The sequence below is a fragment of the Aeromonas sp. ANP5 genome (assembly GCF_963870295.1).
GTDB classification, from domain to species: domain Bacteria; phylum Pseudomonadota; class Gammaproteobacteria; order Enterobacterales; family Aeromonadaceae; genus Aeromonas; species Aeromonas veronii.
The window spans coordinates 20,764-45,460 of sequence record NZ_CAWMRY010000040.1 but is presented as its reverse complement, the minus strand read 5'-3'; the positions used below and the strand labels follow the sequence as shown (position 1 = coordinate 45,460).

26 protein-coding genes are annotated in these 24,697 nt (G+C 49.7%); 9 read left to right on the top strand and 17 right to left on the bottom strand.

What is annotated here, in order from left to right; all coding sequences use genetic code 11:
• The 12 genes from AACT07_RS18885 to AACT07_RS18830 all read right to left on the bottom strand — a co-directional run.
• The coding region (locus tag AACT07_RS18885) for a hypothetical protein (protein ID WP_069529512.1) at nt 1-869 on the bottom strand (869 nt) is incomplete at its 3' end.
• A 272-nt stretch (nt 870-1,141) separates the two neighbouring features.
• Nucleotides 1,142-3,268: a portal protein gene (locus AACT07_RS18880; protein ID WP_069529510.1), complete on the bottom strand. Its 2,127-nt coding sequence runs from the start codon at nt 3,266-3,268 to the stop codon at nt 1,142-1,144.
• The gene (locus AACT07_RS18875; RefSeq protein WP_069529509.1) at nt 3,268-4,965 is read right to left on the bottom strand and encodes a terminase; all 1,698 of its coding nucleotides are present in this window, start codon (nt 4,963-4,965) and stop codon (nt 3,268-3,270) included. Before AACT07_RS18875 ends, AACT07_RS18880 begins: the two co-directional genes overlap by 1 nt.
• Nucleotides 4,966-5,025: 60 nt before the next feature.
• Nucleotides 5,026-5,379, bottom strand: a complete 354-nt coding sequence (locus tag AACT07_RS18870; RefSeq protein ID WP_069529507.1) for a hypothetical protein — start codon at nt 5,377-5,379, stop codon at nt 5,026-5,028.
• Nucleotides 5,380-5,412: 33 nt separating this feature from the next.
• The gene (locus AACT07_RS18865) at nt 5,413-6,279 is read right to left on the bottom strand and encodes a terminase (protein ID WP_069529505.1); all 867 of its coding nucleotides are present in this window, start codon (nt 6,277-6,279) and stop codon (nt 5,413-5,415) included.
• Entirely contained in the window at nt 6,280-6,459 is a 180-nt protein-coding gene (locus AACT07_RS18860) for a hypothetical protein (RefSeq protein ID WP_069529520.1), read from the bottom strand.
• A gap of 27 nt (nt 6,460-6,486) precedes the next feature.
• Nucleotides 6,487-7,047 (bottom strand): DUF2514 family protein, encoded by a 561-nt coding sequence (locus AACT07_RS18855; protein ID WP_083250014.1) that lies wholly within the window; start codon nt 7,045-7,047, stop codon nt 6,487-6,489.
• Nucleotides 7,044-7,538, bottom strand: coding sequence for a lysozyme (locus AACT07_RS18850; protein ID WP_069529500.1), 495 nt, complete (start codon nt 7,536-7,538; stop codon nt 7,044-7,046). Before AACT07_RS18850 ends, AACT07_RS18855 begins: the two co-directional genes overlap by 4 nt.
• Nucleotides 7,535-7,750 (bottom strand): hypothetical protein, encoded by a 216-nt coding sequence (locus tag AACT07_RS18845; protein ID WP_069529518.1) that lies wholly within the window; start codon nt 7,748-7,750, stop codon nt 7,535-7,537. The genes AACT07_RS18850 and AACT07_RS18845 overlap by 4 nt, the downstream gene beginning before the upstream one ends.
• Nucleotides 7,751-7,977: 227 nt before the next feature.
• Entirely contained in the window at nt 7,978-8,406 is a 429-nt protein-coding gene (locus AACT07_RS18840) for a DUF6201 family protein (RefSeq protein WP_069529498.1), read from the bottom strand.
• Nucleotides 8,407-8,535: 129 nt separating this feature from the next.
• Nucleotides 8,536-8,946: an H-NS family histone-like protein gene (locus AACT07_RS18835; RefSeq protein ID WP_069529497.1), complete on the bottom strand. Its 411-nt coding sequence runs from the start codon at nt 8,944-8,946 to the stop codon at nt 8,536-8,538.
• A 113-nt stretch (nt 8,947-9,059) separates the two neighbouring features.
• Nucleotides 9,060-10,112 (bottom strand): tetratricopeptide repeat protein, encoded by a 1,053-nt coding sequence (locus tag AACT07_RS18830; protein ID WP_069529495.1) that lies wholly within the window; start codon nt 10,110-10,112, stop codon nt 9,060-9,062.
• Between the two features lie 90 nt (nt 10,113-10,202).
• On the opposite strand from AACT07_RS18830, the gene AACT07_RS18825 reads away from it, so the two are divergent.
• Nucleotides 10,203-11,114: a hypothetical protein gene (locus AACT07_RS18825; protein WP_139123891.1), complete on the top strand. Its 912-nt coding sequence runs from the start codon at nt 10,203-10,205 to the stop codon at nt 11,112-11,114.
• A gap of 5 nt (nt 11,115-11,119) precedes the next feature.
• Here the strand turns inward: AACT07_RS18825 and AACT07_RS18820 are convergent, their stop codons facing one another.
• Nucleotides 11,120-12,436, bottom strand: coding sequence for a DUF3427 domain-containing protein (locus AACT07_RS18820; RefSeq protein WP_069529491.1), 1,317 nt, complete (start codon nt 12,434-12,436; stop codon nt 11,120-11,122).
• A 123-nt stretch (nt 12,437-12,559) separates the two neighbouring features.
• On the opposite strand from AACT07_RS18820, the gene umuD reads away from it, so the two are divergent.
• Together umuD and umuC are read left to right on the top strand one after the other, a co-directional pair.
• Nucleotides 12,560-12,982: a translesion error-prone DNA polymerase V autoproteolytic subunit gene (gene umuD / locus AACT07_RS18815; protein WP_069529490.1), complete on the top strand. Its 423-nt coding sequence runs from the start codon at nt 12,560-12,562 to the stop codon at nt 12,980-12,982.
• Between the two features lie 3 nt (nt 12,983-12,985).
• Entirely contained in the window at nt 12,986-14,266 is a 1,281-nt protein-coding gene (umuC, locus tag AACT07_RS18810) for a translesion error-prone DNA polymerase V subunit UmuC (RefSeq protein ID WP_069529488.1), read from the top strand.
• Nucleotides 14,267-14,683: 417 nt separating this feature from the next.
• On the opposite strand, the gene AACT07_RS18805 is transcribed toward umuC, so the two are convergent.
• Genes AACT07_RS18805 through AACT07_RS18795 form a run of 3 tightly spaced genes read right to left on the bottom strand, consistent with a single transcriptional unit; the run spans nt 14,684 to nt 16,353 of the window.
• Nucleotides 14,684-15,388 (bottom strand): TIGR02642 family protein, encoded by a 705-nt coding sequence (locus tag AACT07_RS18805; protein ID WP_069529486.1) that lies wholly within the window; start codon nt 15,386-15,388, stop codon nt 14,684-14,686.
• Between the two features lie 45 nt (nt 15,389-15,433).
• Nucleotides 15,434-15,763, bottom strand: a complete 330-nt coding sequence (locus tag AACT07_RS18800) for a nuclease domain-containing protein (protein ID WP_069529484.1) — start codon at nt 15,761-15,763, stop codon at nt 15,434-15,436.
• Nucleotides 15,763-16,353 (bottom strand): DUF1367 family protein, encoded by a 591-nt coding sequence (locus tag AACT07_RS18795; RefSeq protein ID WP_069529483.1) that lies wholly within the window; start codon nt 16,351-16,353, stop codon nt 15,763-15,765. Before AACT07_RS18795 ends, AACT07_RS18800 begins: the two co-directional genes overlap by 1 nt.
• A gap of 579 nt (nt 16,354-16,932) precedes the next feature.
• Here AACT07_RS18795 and AACT07_RS18790 point away from each other — a divergent pair.
• From AACT07_RS18790 to AACT07_RS18780, 3 genes are all read left to right on the top strand, one after another.
• A complete protein-coding gene (locus AACT07_RS18790; protein WP_069529481.1) occupies nt 16,933-17,973 on the top strand; it encodes an amidohydrolase family protein in 1,041 nt (346 codons plus the stop codon).
• 407 nt (nt 17,974-18,380) lie between these two features.
• The gene (locus AACT07_RS18785) at nt 18,381-18,800 is read left to right on the top strand and encodes a hypothetical protein (protein WP_069529480.1); all 420 of its coding nucleotides are present in this window, start codon (nt 18,381-18,383) and stop codon (nt 18,798-18,800) included.
• A gap of 40 nt (nt 18,801-18,840) precedes the next feature.
• Nucleotides 18,841-19,782 (top strand): HNH endonuclease, encoded by a 942-nt coding sequence (locus tag AACT07_RS18780; protein WP_069529478.1) that lies wholly within the window; start codon nt 18,841-18,843, stop codon nt 19,780-19,782.
• Between the two features lie 14 nt (nt 19,783-19,796).
• Here AACT07_RS18780 and AACT07_RS18775 read toward each other — a convergent pair whose 3' ends face one another.
• A complete protein-coding gene (locus AACT07_RS18775; protein WP_139123892.1) occupies nt 19,797-20,156 on the bottom strand; it encodes a hypothetical protein in 360 nt (119 codons plus the stop codon).
• Between the two features lie 219 nt (nt 20,157-20,375).
• Here AACT07_RS18775 and AACT07_RS18770 point away from each other — a divergent pair, with 219 nt between their 5' ends.
• The 3 genes from AACT07_RS18770 (at nt 20,376) to AACT07_RS18760 (ending at nt 24,436) form a co-directional block, all read left to right on the top strand.
• On the top strand, nt 20,376-22,796 hold the full coding sequence (locus tag AACT07_RS18770) for a P-loop NTPase fold protein (RefSeq protein ID WP_069529476.1): 2,421 nt from the start codon (nt 20,376-20,378) through the stop codon (nt 22,794-22,796).
• A gap of 753 nt (nt 22,797-23,549) precedes the next feature.
• Nucleotides 23,550-23,945, top strand: coding sequence for a hypothetical protein (locus tag AACT07_RS18765; RefSeq protein ID WP_069529473.1), 396 nt, complete (start codon nt 23,550-23,552; stop codon nt 23,943-23,945).
• A gap of 191 nt (nt 23,946-24,136) precedes the next feature.
• Complete coding sequence (locus AACT07_RS18760; protein WP_139123893.1) at nt 24,137-24,436, top strand: hypothetical protein; 300 nt, start codon at nt 24,137-24,139, stop codon at nt 24,434-24,436.
• The last annotated feature ends 261 nt before the right edge of the window (nt 24,437-24,697 follow it).

The following is a 24,697-nucleotide window of genomic DNA, read 5'->3' as shown; positions in this document are numbered from 1 at the left end:
GCCTGGGACATGGCGCCGTAGCGCTCCATCCCAGTAGCTGGAGCATGATGGGTTTGGCCGAGTTCTGATGGGCTGGACGGGATAAAGTCCGCGGGCTTGTCTGCATCCTTACTGGGTGCCTTGGCAGGAGGAGGAGCGACCTCATCGCCAAAGGCCAGTTTGGTGCGACGTGCAACCTCAGCAAAGCGTGCCTCGAGGGACTTATCGCTCCATGCCGGGTCAACCCGCAGCTTGTCATCGATAGCCAGGGCGAAATCAAAGCGGTCCTGGTCTTGATCACGCCACTCGGCCAGCTCGGGTACCGCCTGCAGCGCGGCCTGAACGGGGTTTGCCGTGGGTTGATCGTGTTGCGGTGCTGCCTGTGACTCCAGCTTGTGGAGCTTGCGAGCAACTGCCGTCAGGGCTTTACCGATCTCCGGGTAGTCCTGCGCCAGCAGATCCAGCTCGTCCGGGCTGATGTCATCAGGATCAACATCGGGATTGATCCCGTGTTTATCCAGCAACGCCTGCAACTTATCCCTTTCAGCCTGAACCTGCTGCGCACTGGCCAACTGCTCCCGCAGTTCCTTGGCCTCATGGCGTGCATGTTCAAGCACCTCGTAAGGGATGGTGTGTTGACCACCTTTCGCCAAGATCACCTTCTCAGGCTCCTTGGCTGCATCATCGCCCTCCTGTGCCGTACTCGTTACCGTGCTCTGGTCGGTGCCGGCTGCCCCCTCACCCGCCGACGGCGCGGGTTCTACGTCCGTTTGCTCGGTAGCAGTGCCATTGTTCAGCTCGACATCGGGCGCTTGCTCGATTTCGGCCAACATGGCTTCCAGTTCATCCAGGCTCTCAGTACCGGTCAGGTTTTCGATGCTCGTTTTCATGGTCGTCCTCGTAGGTTTTCGTGGGTGGTATCGCTGCCCAAGCGGGGGAACGCTCTCGCAAAAGCGCTCCCCGGCGAGGGCCGGATACAAAAAAGCCCGCACAAGGCGGGCAATAGAGCATGACACTACAGGCGGTAATTGGACTCACCTGAAATTATTCTGCGTTTGATATTTAGTAACAACTGTCACATGTGACAAACAAAAAAGCCCAATCTTGATAGACTGGGCCATGTTGGGGAAATGCTAACGCTGGGTGTTTATAAAAGCAACTATCAGAGCGCTATCGCATCAATCTGCTGCTGAATGGTTTCCAGTAGCTGAGCCTGCAGCACCGCCTGCTCGCTCTGAAGCGTATCCCGCTCGGCTGCCAGTCTTTCCATCTCCTGCAGGGTCTTCCCGGTCTGCGCCTGCTTGAGCGCATCCTCGAACCGGATGGAGTCGGTCAGCTTGGCAATGCGCTGAGCTTCCGCCTGCCACTTTGCGGCCTTGCCTTCCAGTTCTGCCAGCTTGGCCTGCATCTCGCGCATGGTCATTTCCTGCTGAATCTGGGCAACTTGGGCCTGCTGCTCTGCGGCGGCGCGCTCCTCGTCGCTCATCTCTTCTGGGTCTTTCTGGATGTTCAGGGCGTTGCGGATCCGCTCTACAAACTCCGCTTTACGCGGCACGTCCATCAGCTCCACGAGCAAGTCAAAGCATGCTGCAGCCGCTTCTGGCGGCAGCTGGGCCATCGCCTGAGTCATCCGTTCGGCCAGTTGCTGCTTGTAGGCCGCAGTCTGCTGGATTGGCGCCAGTGCGATATGCGCCCGCAACCGAGTCACATCGTTGGTCAGTTGGCCATCTTCCGCCTCGACGTTGAGCACTACCGCCTTACGCCGGCGTGGGTCATCCCGGTTGATAGTCACCTTGTAGTTTCGCTTGTTGGCCATGTCTTCCAGTAGATACGACAGGGCCAGCTGGCCTACGAGCTGGCAGCCCATGCGGTAGTTGTCGTTTATCTCAGATAGCGTGGTGGCCCCCTGCTCCACCAGGTTGCTTATCGCCACTCCGGATTGGCCTGTTGTGCCCTGCCCCAGGAATGCTGCATAGACGCCCATGGTGTCCTGGATGAGCTTGACCGAATCCTGCATCACCTCGAACTGCTGGGCTGCCACGTTGAAGTCCTGCTCAACCTTGAAGGCATCACTCACGCTGGTTTTGTTCTGGCGCTCCGGGTTGAGCTCGATGTAGCCATCAGGACGCTCAACCTCCTCCAGCACCTGGGCTCGGCTCATGTTGGTGGCGTCCTTATCCATGATGACGCGCTTGGCCTGCAACAAGAAGGTCAGCTTGATACGGCGCAGGTTCACTTCGTCCTGTGCCGGCATGGCCCGGGCAATCAAACCATAGGGCTCTCCGGTGCGATCCTTTCGGTATCCCCAGAACGGGACCAGGGGATACATGTTGTGCGGCGCTGAACAGGGACGGTCTACCAGGTGATGAGGGCCGACAAACCAGGACTCTCGGATTACGGCCACTGGGCGACGTTCAACCCTGGCTCTGCCCATAGCAACAGCGGCACGGTGCAGCTGGTTGCCCTTGTTGAACTCCAGTGCTCGACCCGAATCGAGCAACAGTACCTGGCGCGTGGTGTAAGTGCGGTAGTAAACCACCTGCAGCAGCACACGGTCCCGCTCTCTACTGCACCACTCTACCTCTTTGCTGCTGAACTGGCTCCACTCCTCATACGCACTGACTAGGTTGGGATCCATCCCTTCTATGGAGGTCAGGTTCACAATATCCGCCCAGTCATTGATGCTGCGCTCCAAGATGTCCGCTTTGCTCGGGAGCATGGTCTTGGCTTCATCGACATCAAACCAGCGCCGGCGCATCAGCCATCGGCAATCGCTCAAGTCAGGCTCGCGGCTATGCCAGTCCCAGAACACCTCATCCCGGTGGACGTTGCTGAACTTGTAGCGCGGACCAAACGGGTCATCACGGCGACAGACCTCAATCCACTCCAATCCCGCTTTGATTTGGCCAGCGTAGGCCCCTCCCCGGGCTCGGTCTAAGCCGCCAAGGCGGCACATATCGGCGTATTCCGCGTTCACAGCTTCGGCCAACAGCTCGATCTCTTCGTCGTGGTCATCGGCGATCACCATCAGCTCAGTCCGGCTCTTGGCCTCCATGCCCAGCACCCCATCAATGGTTGGGGCGATCAGGTTGTGCATGGTGATGGGTTGGCCACGCTCTTTGAGCACCTTGCTCACCTCGGGAGGCAGCTGATCACCGTCGTAGTAGGCACATGCGCGGTTCGCCATCGAGCGCCAGTCTGGCTGGCCGTTGATGTCGCTCATCAATTTGAGCAGGCGTGCGGTATCGAGGCCGCCTTTTTCAGGGGCCTTGGGCTGGGCATTGATCATCAGTTGGCCATCCAGTGCTTAGGTTTACGGGCGGATTCAGGTTTGACGATGCGAGCAGGCATTCTGGCGCGCATTTCTTGGGCAATCATGTAGCTCATCAGCTGGTCGTCGTAACAGCCTTCCTGAGCGTTCATGCTGCCGTTCTTGTCGTAGACAAAGGTGGTTGCTTCGGAAATGGTACCGATCCAGCGGATCCCCGATTGGCCGGCACGCAGCAGGGTCTTGAGGCCATCAACTAGGAGTGGCTTGGATTGCCTGGTAGTGAGCCAGCCCAAGCGTGGGGTCTCATCATCTCGGTCACGGTCGATGTGCTCTTGGGTGTAGATACGGCGGATGGGGTAAAGCTCTCGCAGCTTGAGTACCACAGCATGGCCATGGTTGTTGCGCTCTGGGCCGATGTAAGCTGGTCCATGCTCTGCACTGCCGTAGAACTTGCCAACGTGGGCCAGCAGTTGCGCAAAGAGCCCGGGATCCAGGTGCCCATACCAGTGCGCTACCTGGCGACCATCGCTTCTGGCCACCACATCTAATGATGACCGGTCACCGTGTTCAAGCCCCTCTGCCACGTCACCGCCGATGGCGTAATCCTCATCGGGATCGGGCAGCTCCCACACCAGCAGCATGTTCTCGAGCGACCGCTGGCCCTGCTCGTCCAGTCGCTCTGGCTTGCGTGCCTTATGGCGCGTGCCGGTAACGGGGTCGATGTCATAGACGATGAGTGGTGCAATGCAGTCACCTTCCGCCTCCATCGTCACTATCGGGTCAAACACCCGGCGACCAGAGGTCAGAAACGCCTCTAGCGGCGTGCTGGGAAACTCCTGCTTCATCTCAGTGCCCAGGGTCGCCTCTTTGAGCACATACCATTGGCGTTGTTCATCACTAATGGTGCAGCCCATCGCCTTCTCTACCGCAGCGAAGTATTCCAGCTGAGCTTTGCTGGCCACCACACCGGATGCCGGCACTTCGTCGCGATACTTGGGGTCTTGCCACCAGGCGAAGAAGTGAAACTTCCAGTCGAGCTGGCTGAGCTCGCCACCGGTTCTGCTGAGCTCCAGCGACTTCATGCTCATGGCGTGGAAATCACCGCCCACACCTTCAGCCGTTGATTCGATGAATGCCACGGCGCCCGGGTGGATAGCCTGCAGGGTACCGGTGCGAACCTCTTTGGCTTTCTCGGGGTACTTGGCGCAGATCTTCCCATGCTCAGAGACATGCAGGCGTTGAACAGTGCCCGATCGGAAGGACGTGGCCACCTGGATGCTTGAGCCATGCCGGAACAGGATGTGACCGCCGTTTGCCCCGCCACGCCGTGCGACCACTGGGAACTGCGCCTTGAGCCAGCCGGGCAGGTTATCGAAAGGGACTTCAATCTTGGTACGGTATATCTCGCCTGCTGCAGCCAAGTCCTGGGCGATGATCCCGCACTTGATGTTCTTGTTGAACAGCGCCTCATCGAGCAGATAGATATCGATGGCTGTAGAGAACCCTATTTGGCGTGCCTTCAATACAATGTTCAGCCACCACATGGTCTTGAACAGCAGCTCTTGCGCCGGGCGCAGCCGGAAGCGCACCAGCTGGCCCTGCTCGTTCTCGATCATGTAGAGGTTGTTCATCCGCCACCACTTATCACCGAGCTTCGAGCGGATGTAGGCCATCTGCTCCTGCTCAGTCATGGCGGAGATGTCGGGTTCGGTCATTGGCGGGTCTCAGGCAATAAAAAACCCGCCGAAGCGGGTTAGTGTACTGATATGAAGCTACTAGCGTTCTTGAGGTTCTACTGTCCAGGAGTCTACAACTGCCTGCGCCTCTAATCTAACTGCAGCGAGTTCTTGAATGTTATCCGCGAGCATCCTCAAGTGAAGGGGATCGGCAATTATTGCCCCCATCTCAACCAATATCTTGTTACGGTAAAGGCGATATGGCTCAAGGAGGATGCGCTCGCTCATTACAGAGCTGGGCTGTTTTGCACAGCGATTGCCAAGAGGCACTACGGGCTGCAGTTCTAGGTGAAAGCTATGTCCAGAATCTAACTCGGCATAGGCTGCTTTCGGGAGCGGGCAATCAGCAATATAAACAGCCTCACCTGCCTCATTTTTACCGTAAATTCTCATTACATCCCTCACCCAAAATACCGGCCAATATTATCACGACATCAGTCCACCGGTACCCATACCCTGTAGTTCAGATACCATCTCACTGACAGGAGTTGACTCACTGCCACCATCCTTCTCCAACCTATCAGCCTCTGCTGTCAGCTTGCGGGTAGCCGCCTCAATGCGCTTGGTGTCGGCCTCAATCTTTGGCCCAGTTACCTCATCAATCCGCATCGTGCTCAGGGTGCGTTCGATGGACTCAATGCGCTGGATGTTCCGGTCGAGGGCCTGCTCGGCTTTCAGGAGCTTTTCATAGAGGGCGAGCCTGTCGGCCATCTCGGTTGCCGCAGCGAGATCCTGCTGCAACGCCTTCAAGGTCTTGGTGACAGAGATAACGCGCGCCCGGGTAAATATCAGCTCATCCCTTAGCCTCAGTTCCTCGGCCTGGTCGAACAGTTCGGGCGCATCGAGGAACTGCGCGTAACCGCCGTGGGTCTTGGCAATCTGCATGCCTGGCTTGATGTTCGCCTGCGGATTCGGGTTGCCCTCATACTCGCCACGAACGAAGCGGCCAGCATCGTCACGCCCTTTGTTTTTCGTTTTTTGGCCTGAATCGGCCGAGGCGTGTGGAGGTGAAGATGACTTTCTCTCTCCTCCCTCTCCCCCTCTGGCCTTAGCCTCATTCCCCTTGGGTTGCGCATTCTTCTCAGAGTGCGCAATTGTGCGCACTTTGGACTGCGCACTTTGCGCATTGCGCACATCTGAATGCGCAGTTTGCGCAGTTCGAAACTTGATATGGCGCCGCGCAGATTGGTAGTTGAGGCCCTGTTTCTCGCACCACTCTTTCACACTGATGCCAGAGGCTGCGTGCTCAGCAGTGAACTCCTCTTGCATCGCAAGCCAGTCGATTCGGGCCATTTATACAGACAACTCACCTTCAACAACGGTGTCCCCGGGTACTGGCAGATGAGTCGCAGATACCTCCACAGCGACGCCAGTGTTCAAGAGCACCAGTGCTGTATCGCCATCGTGGGACAGGATACCGTGTACAACACCGGTCATTTTCCCAACATGCTCCAGATCTTCATTCCAGTTCATCCATTCCCCCACAAACAGAAATCTTGCCTATCGGCGGGGCTTTGTGGCAGACAGAGCATCGTAGGCCCGCTCACACGCTAGTCCTGCAGCTCGAGCTCGGTCATATGCTGCAGCCAACTCTCCCGCTCGAGCATCAGCCCGGCTGAGCAGGTCGGCGAGCACCAGGGCAGACTGGCCTGCTGCCGAGCCTCCTTGGGCAGTACCGGGATTACCGGCGCACTGACCTGCTCGGCTTGCCAAGCGACGGGCTTGTTCGCGCAAGCTACCAGCGACAGCATTAGCGGCAGCAGCATCAGCTTCGGCCCGGGCGATATCCTGTTCTGCATCTTGTCTCACCTTCTCAATTTCATTCTGGCGGCGCTGCTCTTCTTCACGCACCAATTCCAAGTTTCTGGCCTTGGCGTCAGCGAGTTCCGCTGCCTGTCGGCTCCATTTCGCTTGCCACACAAGCCGCTCAGCCTGTTCCCCGGCGCGATAGCCTTCGCTGTAGCGGTACTGATACAAGGCCAGGCCTGAGCCCAGTAAGATTGCAACGACCAGACCACCCGCGACGTAGGGGGCTGCCTTGGCATAGCTGCTTGGAGTCATGTTCCACCCTTGCACTGTGCATGCAGGCGCAGCCGGTCTGCCCAGAGGCCACCACACACTCGGTTACCAGGCACAGAGCAGTCCTGGCTGCCGGCACGACGAAACAGCAGGATCGCCTCGCAAGCACCGTCGTAGTCACCAGCATTGAGGCGCTTCACTATCGTAGAGCGACAGAACGCCCCTTGGCCGATGTTGTGCGACAGCTGGACGTAGGCGTCGTACTCATACTGGTAGAGCGGTACCTTGATGCAGCCTTTGAGGGCGCTCTCGAACACGCGAACCTCACGAAAGCTCCTGTTGATGGCCTGGAGCGGAGTGATCTTGTCTCCTCGCTTCACCCCCTCGGTACTACCGGCCCCAATGGTGGGCACCTGCCAGCCGTGAACCGGATCCGGGTATGCTTCCAGCTTGATGTTCTCTCGATTCAAGATCCCCACAAAGCCCGCGGCGGAGAGCGTGAGTGCGGCAACGGCGACGCGTACTTTGCTCATTCTCTCCCTCCCCGGTTAAGCCGAGGCCGGATGATGTTGCTCCAAATAAACCACCCCATCTGGACCACAATCCAGACCAGCGTGGCCGCAAGCACCCAGTCATTGAGCGAATAGCCCGCCAGAGTCATCGTTGAGACAATGACCGGCGGGCCGGATTTTACGGCAACCCCTGAGACCACTGCGGCCGTTGCCACCCCTTCCTCTTTGCTCATCCCTCCCCCCAGAAACGACAAAGCCCGCACGAGGCGGGCTAGAAACAAAAAGGCCAGGGTCGGTAAGACTCTGGCTATCATAGGGAGATGCTAACGCTGAGTTGATGAGTATTCAACCAGCAGATTCTGTAACCAACGTCGGTTGGTGGTTAACAATGAACTCTCGCCACTCAGGTTCTAGAGCTAAGGCCGATTGTTCGTCATGGCTCGACGAGCCCACTAGCAATTCATCCCCTTGGATGAAATGGAGACAGGATCATGCTCCACCACTTTTTGTGCTTGGTGCTTATGTTCAACTCACCATTATATTCGTCATCAAAAACAACGAAGCTATCAACATCGGAAGTAAACTCTTCCCCCGGGAATCGATATGGAACATCTCGCCATTCCCCATAGCATACAAAGGGGGATGATTGGCCTACATAAGCGCCCTTGGCATCATACAATTCAAAAAATATTGGCGACTCGGTAGTGAGCTGACAATATATGCCAATTGGATTTACTGGATATACTGCTTTTAAGAACACTGTGTACTTGCCATCTTTTGACACCACACTGACAGATGGAGTCTTGTCAAAGATGTCCCATGATACATGGGCTAGCAGCAACCAATATGCCACGAACATCACCGCCAAAAGCATAGCCAACTTCTTCATAAACAATCTGCTCATTGATGAAGCAACAGTGTAACCAAAGTTCATCCGGCAAAAACATCTCTAATATCAGCTCAATTACCCCGAAAAAAAGCCAAGGATCACTCCTTGGCTTTTCAACTTCCGAGCTGCTTAGATCAGGAAGCTCGCAAGCGCTGCGCCACCCTCTACCGCATGGGCAATCGCCTTGGGCATACGGCCCTGACCAGTCCAGGTTTTCTCTACACCATCTTCGGTGTATTTGTACTTGGCAGGACGAGGAGCCCGGACGCGCTTAGCAGCGGTATCCTTGGTGCCTTTACCTTCACCTGCACCCAGCAGTTCGCTAGGGTCAATACCGGCTTGCTCCAGCATTGCTTGGAATTCGGCCAATTTGGCCTGGCGCTCTTCCTGCTCTTGCATGACTTTGAGCTCAGCTTCCTCGCGCTCCTTGAAAAGCATATCCAGCTTTTCCTTTGCTTCGGTCAATTGCTCAAAGCTCAGTTCACGCAAAGCAGCACGCAGACTACGTTGATTCAAAAACACTTTGATAAATTCATTCATTTTTCTTTTCCTAATACAGAAGTGAACTCAGCAATTGGTTAGAACATCAGCGCATACGTCAATATGTGACACGATGAAAGGTTTTACCTCTCGTCAGCCCCTATCAAACAGACTCACATGGCCAGTTTATGCATATCATTGAATCTTTTTTTAGCTTCTGACAACTTTGCTGGGGATATAGCTTTCTCTATTGCTTGTTTATAGCTTGTTATAAGCTCTAGCTCATTGCTAGGCACTGCTGCCGCCATAGAAAAGTAAGCATAAGCCTCTACTAAGTCTACTGGACGTCCGTAACCAAATGCAAAGACAAAAGCATGCATAAAATTAGTCTCCGGATCATTTGGCTTCTGCTTGTTAAAACACGCATCAATAGACTGCGTGCTTTCCAAATCTACATCTTGACATCTTAAACCAACCCACAGCGGGATTCCCCTATCAGCATCCTCGTTTCTGCATAGTTCACCCAATGCCTTTAAGTCACCATTCTCATCTGCACCTCTTAAGCAGCGTAACGCATTGAATCTCCCTACGAGGTCCTGCGTACTATGAGCGTCCGCAAGCTTTAGATACTTTTCCGCTTTATCCAAATCGGGTTTCTGATCCAGTTCGCCATACAGGTACACTCGCCCCAACACCTCTTGGGATAATGGGTTACCTTGCTCTGCGGACTTCGTATACCACTTCAACGAAACTTTATTATCATGAATTGGTTCATATTCGCTGGCGTAAATGAGTCCTAAAGAATACTGGGCATCACTGTTGCCTAAGGCTGCAGACTTCTGATACCACTCAAACCCAGCTTCTCGATCGCCCTTTACCTCAATGATCCCCTCTTGTATGCCAGAATACATTCTTCCGAGTAGTAACTGGGCTTCAGCGTTACCTTGCTCAGCAGCAGCAGTGATCAGCGATAGGGCCTCCGGACCATTACGGGTATCATAACGTCCATCGGAATATAGCTTGCCGAGCTCAAGCTGAGATGCTGGATCACCACTTTTAACCCCTGCTTGAAGCAAGGAAACAGCCTCACGCAGTTGAACAATATTGTCCCTCTCCTTGCCTTCAGCTATCAATTGCCTAGCTCTTTCAAGGGCGTCATCTGCTTGGCAGATGCCCACCCATGACATCAATAAAACCCCAAGGCTTATCCCTATTCTCTTCTTCATCCTGGTACATCCCCCTGCAAATTGAGCTCCAATTGTGCCACAAACCTCCGTCATATTCCGATAATTAATTGCCCTTCAAGATAGGGAACCATGAAACGAAACGGACCTTGCTTTGCTTTCAGTGCCTTGACATCACCATACAAAGGTGACTCAATAGAGTCATGTCATTCAATAGTCACTTTTCTTATGAAATCAGAGCAACAGCATCATTTTGATATCTTTGAGCTACAACGTGACATTCAAGAAATATATAGGAAGACCGGAGCAAAGGAAGTCCTTACGAAATATGGGAAAGTGAAATATTTCTATCTTGCGTTAGGTACTTATGCCGTCATTGGCGCTTTTAATATTATATTTTCAACCATACCAATCTTCTTTCCTAACATTTTGTCCGGCCTTAATAAATATGTTGCTTTTACATCATTCACCATTACATTCATAGCAATCTTTATAACAAAGAAGATTGTTGACATCGCAATGATTAAAATCATTAAAAAGAAATCTCCAATCTTAATGGTTAATCATCATAACGTCCCAATTAGATATCTCCACTTCAAATATATCTTTATGCAAAACGAACGTCTATGCGATATAGAAATATATAAAATCATTCAGTGGCGAATGATAGACAATAATGAAAAAGAAAAGGAATCCTTACTTAAAACACCTTGGTTTATCCCAACGCTATCAGTGCTCATTGCACTAGTACCCTTCGAAACTCAAGCAAGAATTGACATCAGCATTATGTTAGCAAATATCCTAGTAATGGGAATTCTTGCATTCTATGTTTTCATTGGCATGGATGAAAACAAAAACATTGATAAATTCCTAGCATGGCTGCAACTTGAGCATGACACAGGGACCAATTTCACAAACGAACCAAGCTATTATTTTATACCTGCGAAGCCTCTGCCCCAGAAAAAAGCTGACTGCAATCAAGATGCTGCTCAAACTGATGACACAGAACCCCAGGATGAATGCCATTCAGTAAAGGCCCGATAGGGCCTTTACTTTACTGCTGCTCGGTACTGGATTGGAGACAGTGAATAGTGCTCCTCAACCTCACCGCGGAATGAATAAAACTCCCCCTTGTTCTCTTCCCGAGAATAGCTATGTACTCGATATAACCAGAACCGATCTTTCAGCTGCCTGGAAACATTCACCTCGTTCTCACTGATGTAGAACGGTGTGGAGGCAGGCCCCGCAGTGGTCTTAACCTCTATGAACTTCTCTGTGCCATCCTCTTCGAACGACAGAATGTCGTACCCCGCAGCAGAGTCGCTCAACGCGATATGCTCAACCCGGGCCGCCAGGTCTGAATGCCCGGCCTGAAGCAGCCTGTTTTGCTCGTATTCGATAACCAAGCGTTCCCCGGCTAACCCCAGCTCCCTGTTACGCTGCTCCCGGGCAGCCCAGTCAACAGTTCCACCCTTGGTGCCTTTCCCCTTCTTCGCACCACCGGCACTAACCTTGGGTGGCGCACTCTGACTCAAAGAGCCTGGTACATCATTCTCCACTAAGGGGTGATACAGCGGGGATAACGCCGGCCGTATGTGCTGAGCAAAATGGGTATGAACATCCGATGGCAATGGCCAGTTCAGGAGCTTCCAAGTGAAATGTACAGGGTTCTTGGATTGAGGATCCCAGTCATTGAAGGCCAATGGCCCCATGTAGGTGTACTCCTCTTTCTTAGAGGTCCTCAGGAAAAGCCTGACGTTATTACGGGTGTCATCATGCTCTACCAACAACTTGATCAGGGGACTGTCTGGCGTCTGCTGGTTCTGAGACTTCCAAATCATGTAGCCATCAGCAGTCAGGGCATCATCGTAGTCATTGCTCTCATACACACCCAGGGTCACGAAGAAGACAAAATCGCGCTCTCCTGGAGCATTGCTGATGATCCCTGATAGGCCCCACGACCCAGCCCCCGGGGTAAATGGCTTCCCTGGCGCAAAGATTGAAGCCACTTCTTCACGTGAATACAGGTGATGCGGTATCAGTCGGAGAGCAACGCTTTTAGGTACGATCGTGAAGCCCAGCTTCTCAAGGATGTTGAAGCACGGGCTATTCAAGCCACCACTGAACTTGGATGACGGAAACTCATGGCCAAGCAGATCTTGGGCTGCCAACCCCAGAATGGCTTTGGGCGGATAGCGCCGGCCTTCGATGAGCAAGTCATATGTGGTGGAATGCTTATAGGTGGGAACATCGCCCCCCATCTGTTCAAAGGTCTCTACGGCCCGCAGCACATGCTCTGCAGTAAGCTCACGAAGTTCTCTCGCAAGGTCTTTCTGCCTTGCTGTTTGTCCTTTTGCCACAGCCACTTAGCCCTCTTTAGACTCAATATTACGCCAATATACCACTAGGCAAGCTTCATTTGATCACGGTGATCTTCATCTGCTGCAAGGCTATACTGTATTTATATACAGCACAGTAGAGTCCTAACCATGTTTGCAGTACCTGAACTCGATTCGCCAGCACTTGAGATCCCCTTATATCTGTCCCCTGCGGCCTGTGGTTTTCCATCCCCCGCCCAGGACTATGTCGAACAGACGATCGACCTGAACCAACTATGCGTGGAGCACCCGGCTGCCACCTTCTATGTCCGAGCCAGCGGGCACAGCATGGTGCAGGCAGGTATCAATGATGGTGATCTGCTGATCGTCGATAGGGCGCTCAAAGCACGCCATGGCGCCATTGTACTGGCCTGTCTTGATGGCGAGTTCACAGTGAAACGGCTGCAGGAACGTCCTTATCCTGCGCTGATGCCTGCAAATCCAGACTTTGCTCCCATCTATCTACAAGAGGGACAAGAACTCGAGATATTCGGGGTCGTCACCTTCGTCCTGCACAAAACCAAGCTGGGGTAAGCCATGCCCCATGTGATTGCCCTGGTCGATGTGAACAACTTCTACGCCTCCTGTGAGCGGCTATTTCGACCCGATCTCAAGGGGGTGCCGATCGTCGTACTCTCCAACAACGACGGCTGTGTGGTATCCCGCAGCCCTGAAGCCAAAGCAATTGGCATCAAGATGGGAGTCCCCTACTTCCAGATCCGCCAGTTCTTTGAGGCGATGGGGGGAGTCTGGTTCTCCAGCAACTATGTCCTCTATGGCGACATGTCGAACCGAGTCATGACCGTGTTGGAGGGGATGGCGCCGACAGTTGAGGTCTACAGCATTGATGAGGCCTTCATTGAACTGAGCGAAAGCTGGGCTGGCGACCTGCTGGAATATGGCCGCCAAGTGCGGGCACGTGTGCAGCAATGGACCGGGCTCACCGTTGGTGTTGGCATTGGCCCCACCAAAACCCTGGCTAAGCTGGCCAACTACGCCGCCAAGAAATGGCCAGCCACCGGTGGAGTGGTCGATCTACGTGATGAGGCAAGGCGGGCCAGGTTGATGGCTATCACCCCGGTCGAGGAAGTCTGGGGCATAGGCCGGCGGCTGACAGCCAAGCTGGATGCTCAAGGCATCAAGACGGTCGCTGACCTCGTTGCTGCCGACCCCAAGAGTCTACGAAGCCGGTATGGCGTAGTCGTCGAGCGGACAGTGCAGGAGCTGCGGGGGATCCCCTGTGCAGACCTCGCGCAAGTAGCCCAGGCCAAACAGCAGATCATCTGTAGCAGGAGCTTCGGCGAACGCATCACCGCAATTGGCCCTATGCATCAGGCTCTCGCCGGCTACATGGAAAGAGCCGCGGAGAAGCTACGGGCAGAGGGCATGTGCTGCAGCCATATAACCTTGTTCGTTCGCACCAGTCCCTTCAATGAGAAAGAGCCCTACTACGGCAAGCACATCAGTACCAGGGTTGCCATCCCTACCTGCGATACCCGTGCCCTGCTGGCACTTATCCCTCCTCTCCTCTCACAAGTCTGGAGAAATGGTTACCGGTACCAGAAAGCCGGCGTCATGCTGGCTGATTTCACTCCGTCGGGAATCCAGCAAGGTGACCTGTTTGCAATGGAGCAGCAAGAGCCTCGCAGCGGAGCTCTGATGCAGGTGATCGACAAGATCAATCAGGAAGGCTTGGGGAAAGTCTTCTTTGGGGCTCGAGGCAAAGATAACAGAGAGTGGATGATGAAGCGGGAACACCTTAGTCCCTGCTATACCACTTGCATCAATGATTTGCCGATAACAAATAGACTAAAATAACTGTTCAATTCTCGCTCACAGAACCAAACTGTGAATACACCTTAGACTCGTAAAAAGCGCTGATATTTTATTCAAAACTAAATGCATAAATGAAAAATATTGACGAGTGAAATGTCTATATATATTATGCCGCCACCTCGACTTCCTGTTAGAGAAGTACGTTGTACGATGTTTATTTGGCAAGATTTGTACAAATGATGCCATATAGATATATGAACGATTTTACATCAGAGACTGATTTTCAATCGTTTTGTATAAATCGACAACAATGTTTCTTTAATAAGGAGTAAGTGCCCATGAAGATTGAGCTTAAGTTCGAGATAGACCCACACCTGATCATTTGTATTATGCGGATGTTCTTGTTTTAAGTCGGATGGTAAGGAGGTGTGGGCCTCCTTCTATTTCTCAACGTTTAATCTATAAATTCTCAGCACGCATCTCCCTCACCTGCCGGTCCATGATCCGCACCAAGTCCGATGCCTGGTGGATCACCTCGTCTACCAACCGCTCCATTGCTTCACTCATTGCCATTCCAAAGCGCTGTGACACAAGCTCAGCATCCGGAACCACTCGCCCGGTACCGTGACACTTCGGACACTCATCACCCAGTCGCAGACGCCTGCCGGTTCCCTTGCACTGCGGGCAGCGTCCAGTTTGTAAGATCTCATCTGCACAGCGATCCCGGGCCGCACTCAATATCCCGTTACGCTCTGCCAGCAGGCGGCGATACTCGTGGTCATTACCAGCCCGGTGAGCCCGCTTCGCTCTTTCCATCACCACAGATGCTCTGCGCCGCTCCTTGTCAAAGTAAGGGTGCGATGACACCAACCGATCTAACTGTTCAGGCAGTGGACGACGAAGCAATATGGCCAGGGCCATGCCTGCAGCCTCCTCACTCCCCAGCTCACTCTCGAAGAAGGTAAGCAGAGCAACGATAGACTGCGGGTCAACAAGGTGATCCGCCATCAGATATTGCAGCCCCTGTTCATTTGACTTGGCCGCAATCTGCAGGGCACCGATGAAGTCGTCACGGCCCAGGGCATTGAAGTTGCCGCTGATTGGCTCATGGAGTGCCCCCTTCGGTGAGAACAGCCGCAATGCCATTTCCAGTGAGTAGCTCATGAGTTGGTCCTCGTGTGGTCTTGGTCCTGATTAACAACAAATTGCTTATGCTGCGCCTTTGACGTTGATAAGCCCTCGCACAACCCAGCTGTGCAGCTGGCGGGTCAACGCGACATAGATCACCTCCTCTCGCTCCCCTGGCTCCCAGTCATAGGGAAGCCGGCCGTCGATAGCATCATGGCAGGCAGAGCATGCCTCAACCGCCACCAGGTCATCCCCCTTCAAAGCCATGCCATGCGGGGCACTCGGAAGGTGAGCCAGAACGGTGGTGCCGGTGCCACCAATACAGACACCGGGCAGCTGAAGCTTGCAGGCCTGGCCGCGGGCGCCATCACGAAGCACCTGAGAACGGATCGGGCTCGTCTCAAACCTCATCAGGCAAACCCCATTAGCTGAGTCACGGCCTCCTCGGCCTCAGCTTCAGAGCGGAACTGCAAGCTGAGGACATAGCGCCAGCAAACACCAAAGACTGCTCGATAGAGATCTGCAAATTCCTCCTGCCCCATCTTGGCAAAGCTAATGCTCTTGGCTTCCTTCCGTATGCCCCCATCCGGCAGTATCACGATCGTGTAGTAGCCGGCCTCGACAGTAAGCCATTTACGCATCACCTCGAATGACTTCTCGGCCTGGGGGCCATGGCGCTCGACGCGGAGGCAGGCTAGTTGGTCTATGAACTCTTCTTTGGCTTGGTCCAGGGTGTGGGAAGCACCGAAGCGTGAGAGGTAACGAACAAAGCGATCCAATATCCCCTGCTCTGCTGGTGAGACTAAGCCACCAGTTGGCTCCCAGTAGTCGAAGGTCAGGTTGAGCAAGGCAAAGAATCTGCGGTGGAAGGCGGGATTACGGCGTCCCCTACCCTGTGCCTGGATAGTGGTACCAATAGGCATCAACCGAATCACTTCTGCATCTGCTGGGGTGGATGGAACCAAAACCCCGCCAGACATCCTCAGCAAGGTCAGATCCACATCACCTCCGGTGACTTATAAACACGGGGGGCCTATTGAAAATGTAGGAATTTCCACAGGTGCAAACTGCGGATAGATCTCGGGTGTGTAGCTTGGTCATGGTCTGGGTCCTGTTGGTCATAAACAGCCGAGTGGTCTAGGTCCGGCCTGACCATGTTACGACCAAACTTTGAGCAATGTCACGCAGCAGTAATCCACAAAAATAGGAAACTATTGATGGGTTCCCGGGTTTTCTACCGCTATAGCTGCACATCATCCACGTAGTTCTTTCGAAGACCATGACTATTAACGCTCACCTATTGAATTCGTTAATGCAGATATACATTAATAACATGCTCTATCTCACACAATTTACTGACAGAAAAAACCAATAATTAGGTATCGGCGCCATGATTATCACTCAGTGCCATAACCACATGTGAGGTGCGACATAGCCATGAGATTGCCGGTCAAAAGCAGTGGTCTGTGGGTTGTATCTAAACACAACAATGGAATGGCTAGACTCAACTACACTATTGAAGATAATTCATTTTATAACAGATAGTTACGCCTTCACATGTCTATCAAGAGGATAGTTTTATGCCAAACAAGACGATATACAACTGCCATAATCATATTTTCACGCACGAAAATATTCCTGATGGCTACTTCCCATTCTTTTTGGTGAAGGCTGCGCGCATTCCTCCCCTCCAGTGGATGTTGAAGAACGCCATGAAGGCTATTGTTCCATTTACAGAAAATGATAAGGCTCATAGATATGCCGCATTTATAAACGCAACATATCGAAAATCACAGGAAGAAAACCTTCAGGTTCTAGTTAGTTACTATCCTCTTGGAACAAAATTTATCATCCTTCCGATGGACATGGGTTTCATGGGGGCGGGTAAGGTCATAGAAGATATTGATCAGCAACATGCTGAATTATCAAGACTATCAAAAAACGAGTTATATCGAGATATACTCATACCGTTTGCACACATTGAGCCAAGAAGACCAAATGTCTTGGGTAGATTAAAAAAACTTGTCGAAGAAGATGGATTCAGGGGAGTAAAAATTTATCCCACACTAGGGTATCGACCAGATCACGACGTTCTAATGAATGAAATATATCCCTACATGACCGAAAAAAACATTCCGTTGCTAGCACACTGCTCTCCAGGGTCTGTGAACTCTAAAGACATGCCGATAGAAGAAGCTCGCGCTCTTGCAGACCCATATCATTATAAGAGAGTGCTAAAGGCATTTCCAAAATTACGTATCTGCCTTGGTCATTTTGGTGGAGTCAGCGAATGGCGGCGTCATCTTAATGAAGGGCGAAATATAAACAATCCGACCTGGCTCACAAAAATTGTTGAGATGATGGAGAGCGGTGAATACGAAAACCTATATGCAGACATTTCATACACCATATTCAATTTCCAGGAAAATGTTCCGCTACTTAAAATACTACTTGAGAACCCAGCCATACAACAAAAAGTTCTTTTCGGGTCAGATTTCTACATGGTGGAGAGCGAGAAATACTCGGAAAAAAAACTATCTACCGAACTGCGATTCGCATTAGGTGAGCATCTATTTTGGAAAATAGCAAACGAAAATCCAATTGACTACTTGAGTGAGTAGTATTTTTCTAAGATACAATTGGCTAACATTTCGCTTCAGGGACACGACGTGAAAAACCACGCGCTGTCCCTTAGTATCTCATGAAAAAAAGAGTCGTAACCATAGAAATTTGGTTTATTAAGAGAGTTCTCGAGTTCTTTCTGTCATACACAGCCAAATGGTCTAGGTCCAGCAGGACCATGCCCAGGCTAAATAATGAGCAATGACACACTACAGCAAGCCTCCCCCCCGAATTGACCAAACTGAGGTCTAAACCGCAATCTATGTGGGTACAGCTAAACAGATTTTTGAAGTAGCAGCTTCAAAAAACACTCCACCTTTAGCACTCAGATGAGTATTATGTAATGCCATGTATTGTTACAAAATTACATTGTAACAACTCTGACATATGAAACAATGGAGCCTCAATGAGTGAAATAATGCTCAACCTACAAAGTCCTGCATGGTGGTTCACTGGCGTCTTCTTCGTCGTTCTATTTAAATTAGTGCCATTACTTGCTTCAAAGTTGAAAGATGGTACTAAAACCTTCTTCAAAGGCATGCGACTTAGAAGAGCAAAATACATCAAAGAAAACAGACATAACCTGGCTGCTGTGAACTATCAATCAATAAAGTCACAGGCATATTTTGTAGTTTACATTCTAATCTGTTCTCTGTATTTCATTTGGTTCATTACTGGTCAGCTGACTCAAATAATGAAGGCAAGCGAAGTTTTATTTATAGTTTGCCTAATACCATTGGTTACTTTTCAACTAATATGGATGAGTCAAAATGACAATGCAAAGCTCCTGGTAGCAGAATACAACAAAGTCAGAATTAAAAAATAATGATACTCCCAGTAATAAACCAGCATAAGAAGGATATATAGTGAGATTCTGGTGGGTAAACCATAAACGAACTTACAGTGCTGAAGTCGGGGGCGGCTATATCTGGTCGCCCAAAACGAACCGAAATGGATCGAAGAACCAGACCTATATCAACCTCACGCTGACCCGGCCAGGAGATGTTGTGATCTCCTATGCCGGCAGGCTTATCAAGGCAATTGGCCTGGTGACTGCCCCTTGCCTGGAGGCTAGGAAGCCCTCTGAATTCGGCAGCGCCGGCGATTCGTGGTCAGATACTGGCTGGGAGGTACCAATCGACTGGGAGTTATTGGATCAGCCAATTCGTCCCAAGGACTACTTGGAGTTGTTCGCTCCCCTCCTCCCTTCGAAGAATTCGCCCTTGCAAGCCAGTGGCAACGGTAACCAAGGTTGCTATCTGGCGAGCATAAGCGAAGCACTCGGCAACCTGGTGCTTTCATTAGCCAAGGGAATGAATCCATCTTTTGCTGATGACATAGAGCAGCATCAGGCCGAACTGGAAGGTGATGCAATCGAGGCGGACATCCAGGCCTCGGCCCTGGACGCAACAGAAAAGCAGCAGCTAGTCAAATCGCGCCGTGGCCAAGGTCTTTTCCGTGCAAACCTGGAGAAGGTTGAGCCAGCTTGTCGAGTTACCGGAGTCACCAATAAAGCCCTGCTGATTGCAAGCCACATCAAACCTTGGTGCGTGAGCGATAACACAGAACGCCTGGATGGAAACAACGGTCTACTGCTCTCCCCTCACATCGACAAACTATTCGACCAGGGTTGGATTACCTTCACTGACGCCGGCGACCTGTTGTGTGCCGAACCCAGCATCGAGCGGGCCCTGCAGCAGTGGGGCGTTGAGCTGCCAATAAACGTCGGCCCCTTCAAACCCAAACAGAGCGAGTATCTCGCTTATCACAGAAGCGAAGTATACCGGTCTGCACCAACCTCGGAGTAATGGGAAATAGTCCCTCACCGCGGCATGTTTGCTACCAGCTTCCTCAGCTTTTTGACCACAACTTCATCTTTAGGCTGAGGAATCACTACGACTTTGGGCTTGGGGAGCTTGGCAGGCTTCGGAGGCCCCATGGGCACCCTGGCGATCTTTATCACCCGAACCATCAGCATGGTCATGGCTTGCCCATCGCTGATAATGCACTTCTCACGCTTGAACTCTGAGGTAATCCGCGGGTGGGTAATTAGCTTGCGGAGAAGCCGTCCTGAAACTGGCATAGATACATTGAACTGGTCACACAACTGCAGGCTGGTGATGAACCGGTCTTGCTGCAGCGCCCAGGCGGCGACCTCTTCAAAGAGTTCTTCTGTTTGCATTGTGTCCCCCTTAGTCGCAGCAAAAGTGAGGCTCAATCATATCCATTACCACAAATTAAAATTGGCAACAAACGATATTTTTGGCAATTACAGGCACTTTTTCGCTCCTCAAAATCAACTCAGATGAGTATCATTCTCTATCTTCTCAATGCACCTAGAACTTCTTGAGTGTGTATTAGGATTAAAACAAAAGACATCATGGGGTTTTGGTATTAAAAAATGATTGGAATAATAAAAAGATACATTGATATCGCGTTATACTCTGTTATCTCATGGCTACTAATAAGCTATATAGGACAATCTGAGTTTGCGAAGAAAGCCATTGAAGGGTGGAGACAATTTAATGATTCACTGCCGTACCCTGTTGACTATGCAACATATTTTATTGCGGGGTTGCTGACGAAGCATATACTAGTAAACTGTGGTGATTACAACTTTCATCATGAACTGCACAATGAAAAGCGATTTGTAATAAAAGATGAAAAAGAACTATCTAAATTAGGATGGTTTACTATTAAGAATAAGCTATATCTTTTTATTGTGAACCCACCTTTAAGATGGTCTATAATTTTTTATTTTGGAATAATAATAACCACATCTTCCCCAGAGATAAATGGGAAATACATCACACCAATTCTTTTTTATATATTGGGTATTTTAATCCCACAAACAATTAGATCTTTTTTTTCCAGCACTCCAAAAATCATATCAATAAACGACGAAACACAAAAAACATATCCAGATAAATGGTACCAATATGAACGCCCTATAAGCGACATAAACGAGGATTGTTTAGGACGTGGAGCGCTTGTTAAACGGCTATACAATATCATTACCCGTGACGACATTACCGATGCTAGAGGAATTGCGATAGTTGGCGGCTATGGCATGGGAAAAACTTCACTTATTAACATGACTTTAAATCAAGTAATGTTGAACTCCTATAATTTTGTTACTTGTCATATTACCACATGGGGAAACTACACAAGCGAAGAGAACATTCAGAAAATCGTCATTGAACAAATTATATCTGACGTTACCAACATAACATCCACGACGAGTCTAAGCGGGTTGCCATCGAAGTATATTAATTCGCTGAAAGGTGCTCAAAGCTTATGGCTCGATGCCTTGCCATTACTCGACTGTCACTCATCAGCTAACTCACAGTTAGACAAACTCAATGAGCTGCTTTTGAGGATTAACTATAAAGTTATTCTAGTTATAGAAGATATTGATAGGAACGATGAAAAAAACAAGATATTAAATTCTATCGCCTCACTCATAGACAAGCTCAACAGTTACTCTAGTTTCAGACTAATATTGAGTATTGGAGAGGAGCTCTATCGACCAGAAGTAATAAACAGGGTATGTAGATATAAAGAAAACATAATCTTTGACGATACCTACAAAGCAGTCGCCATTAAAAACGGCATTAAAAGTCTGCTTTCAAAATCTAAGCTGACTTATAAGAGCTCCGAAATTTTATTTAACAGTAAAGAAGATCAAGCATTCGATAAATTTATTGAAGCTATACTTTCGTATATCACAAACATCCGTGACTTAAAAGCGGTTTTACGAGAATTAGAATATGATTGGGAGAAAATATTATGCGGTAGCTGTGATATAGTTGATCTACTTGCATTCACTATTTTAAAACATTTTGAACCATTACTAATAGAATACATTTCAGAAAACAAACGCAACTTATCTGCCGACTTTATAAGTAAAGCAATGTCACAAAATATAGCACTATACAATAAAGAAAGTGCAGAAGTCATTACTAACTATTTACTTTGCAATGAAGGAAGCAACAATAAATCACATCGTCTTCAATCTTGCATATTTTCACCATCTAAATATATACCACTACTTATTGAGAAAAGATCACTAGAAAAAAATGGCAAGGTCGTAGACCAAGAATTCTTTTCCTTTGTGAAGGATATTAATGAATTATGCAAATCAGCTTACAGCAAAGAAAACTCAGTTAAAATTATTAAACTACTATTTAAAGCTAGGAAGGTATCACCTCCAACTTATGTTGATAATACCTGGTGGTATCTTTTCAATAGTAATTCCTTGACCGTCATGCTATATCAACTTCAATATGGCTTGTTAGTCAAAGGGACCAAAAGAAAATCTTATAAAGAACCCATAGGACAGGCATCACGCATTAGGGAACAATTTAGTTTACCGACAAATAGCCCTGAACTCTGTAACCAAATAATAAAACACATCGCTCACCACCAGCTATCAGAAGAGTATTTAACTACTTTAAATGATATCTACATAAATATTTTAAACCCCTTAGATAAGGGTTCAATATATAGACCTGATACGAATGACATCATTGATTTTTATGAGCGAGAATATTATTCAAGAAATGAGACAACACCAAGCAAGAGCGTTGACGTTATAATAGATGCTATGTTTTCAATACAAAATATATGTATCGGGAACGTTGACAACAAGGATAGATATCCTAGCTTTATCGAGCCCTTTAAAAATAAGAAATCAACATTTATAGAAGAGTTTTTAGATACTATAAAAACTTGGTCTGAAGCTTATCGGAATGGCGCACTCACAGAAAATAATTATAAAACTGCAGATTGGTATCAAAGACGACTCGACGAGCATCAATAAGAGTCATATCTAAGACAAGAGGGGCTCAATGATTCATCACTGAGCTCCTCATGGCAATTAACCAAGTAACATAACAAATTGAAGTTATGTTACTAAAGGTGAATCGTCCTATCTATCTGCCCTACCCCGCCACTCGCTGACCATCTCGTCCGTTATCTCTTCCTTGTAGCAGATCGGCGCATAGCCACCGGCCCTGCTCCAAGCGCTGCGTTTGCCGCAGCGGCTGCCATTCCTGGCCAAGTTGTATGGGCACGGACAGTTCCCGGGGTAGCTCTCGATGGACTCTTGGATAATCTGCTGCTTCACCTGCTCATCGACAAGCCTGGCATCAGGCACTTGCTCCTTGGCGCTGGCGGCAAATCCGATGCTTAACAGAGCCAGTAACAGTATGCGTATCACAACCTACCCTATCTAGTTCTCTTATGGATACCACTGGTTCTACCACATCGATAATTAATAAATCACCCACCATTGATTAATTCCTGATTTGCATCAAAAACATGTCTGATATCACAGAGTTAGCTGATAAATCGCTCAACATTCCGAGATTCGATTGGTAAGCTATTCGACTGGTGCCCATGTCTCACACAGGGCCTTAAGATGGTGAACTTCAATACCGTCAGACAACTGGTCAAAAGCAGCAATCTGGGGGCTGTAACCTAGGGGCGGTAGCTAATGCAACGCTCAGGGAACCCTCCCCCACAACAACAGCATCAGATGGACTCGATGCAAACAACCGACAAGGAGAACCCAATGGGTGAATGGTCAGAGTATTTTGAGGATTTTCCGGAAGAGAACCCGGCTAACTGGGTAAACGGAGAGTTCAACCCCCGACTGGCTCAGGAAGTGCGTATTCAAGAGGATCGGCAGAGAGCGACAACCAACAAGGCTCGCTCAGAAATCAACACCGTCATCATGAAGGCTTGGTTAGATACTAAGGCCAAGTCTTTTCTTCTAACTGAAGAATGTCCTCAGTGTGGACTGCCTGAGCTGAACACCTACAAGATTAATGACACGTTCTACCTCTGTGAGTGCCAGGACTGTGGAATCCACGGCCGAGGCGAAACTCATGCTTTGGCACTAAAGAACACCTTCGACGCTATCGGAGATGGGCTTGACTGGAGAGATAACACGATTCGGTACGAATGACCAGCATATGGATGTCAATACTATTATTCGCACATATACTCACAATCCTTAATTAAGGAAGATGCGCATGATAAAACATCATAACTTTAAAAGTTTAATATAAGAAATTAGCATTTTGTGTTGTTCGAATGTTTCGCATATCTCTTAGAAGTTTTAGCTCTCTTCATAGTTTTAATAGGCAGGATGCAAATATGGACTCTGATGATAAAAAAGCGGCGACAGGTGCAGTGACTGTTGGCGCTGCAGCAGGTATTGCAAATGCAGGATTAGTTTTCAGCAGTGCTGTTGCCACAGCTAACGCTGCAGGTTTGAGTGGGGCTGCAGCGATTTCATCAGCTCTGGCAACGTTAGGTGGTGGAGCTATAGCCGCCGGCGGGGGCGGTATGGCAGCTGGAGTAACGGCGATAGCTAGTGCAGCGGCTTGGCCAGCAGCAATTATAGCAGTCACCGGTTTTGGTGGTTATCAACTTTATAAATACATTAAAAAGTGAACTACAATAAATTTATAGCGCAGTTACATGCAAATGAATTCACTAATAATTTGTAAGTTCATCTCTGACAAAAAAGCTTAATGGAGACTACATCGCGGGTTATAACAGATAAATCGCTGCTTACGCACCTTTACAGTTTAGCTAAAAATGTCCTCTGTGAGTGCCAGGACTGCATAATACATGGAGAATGTCAGACTCATACTTTGACGCTAAAGAACACATTCACGCTATTGGAGATGAGCTTGACTGGAGAGAAGGTAA